The organism is Psychrobacter sp. 1U2, from assembly GCF_051847575.1.
On sequence record NZ_JBPYDC010001678.1, the window covers coordinates 1 to 544 of the forward strand.

General features: G+C 36.6%; 1 pseudogene. It reads right to left on the reverse strand.

What is annotated here, in order from left to right:
• A pseudogene (locus tag ACS8FD_RS23835) lies at positions 1-189 on the reverse strand (OmpA family protein); the annotation flags it as partial.
• Between the last annotated feature and the right edge of the window lie 355 nt (positions 190-544).

Here is a 544-nt window from a genome sequence, read left to right on the forward strand (position 1 = left end):
ACCGATAGCAGCATCACGACCAGTCTTATCGCCACCAGTAGCCTTTGAGATTGTCGCACCACCTGCTGCACCAACTAAAGTACCCAAAGCCGTTTTATTCAAACGCTGTTGTCCAGTGTTTGGATCAGTGGTACAACCGCTCAATGCTAGACCTGATGCTACTGCTGCAATCATTAATTTATTACGCATAATATTCCCTCTTAAGTTAAATTTATTCATTGTACTCTGTTGTATTCTAGAATTTTTCCTCTAAAAACACGCTATTAATATGATTGATATGCGACATATTAGGGTTTAGTACAGTTAACGATTATAACGTTTTTGTAAAGAATCAAAAGCAGTTATATCTGACAGTCGTATAAGTTCACAAGATACCAAACATTAAACAGCTTGTTAGGTGTTATTCACACTCGTCATTATTATCGCAAGCAAGTTCTGTCTATGTGTAATATTTTGTCACATCTATGTATAAGAAGTGCATGAGACCTTACACACACTGTTATCGATACGATTATATAAAGGCAGTAAATACTGTAAAACGTCC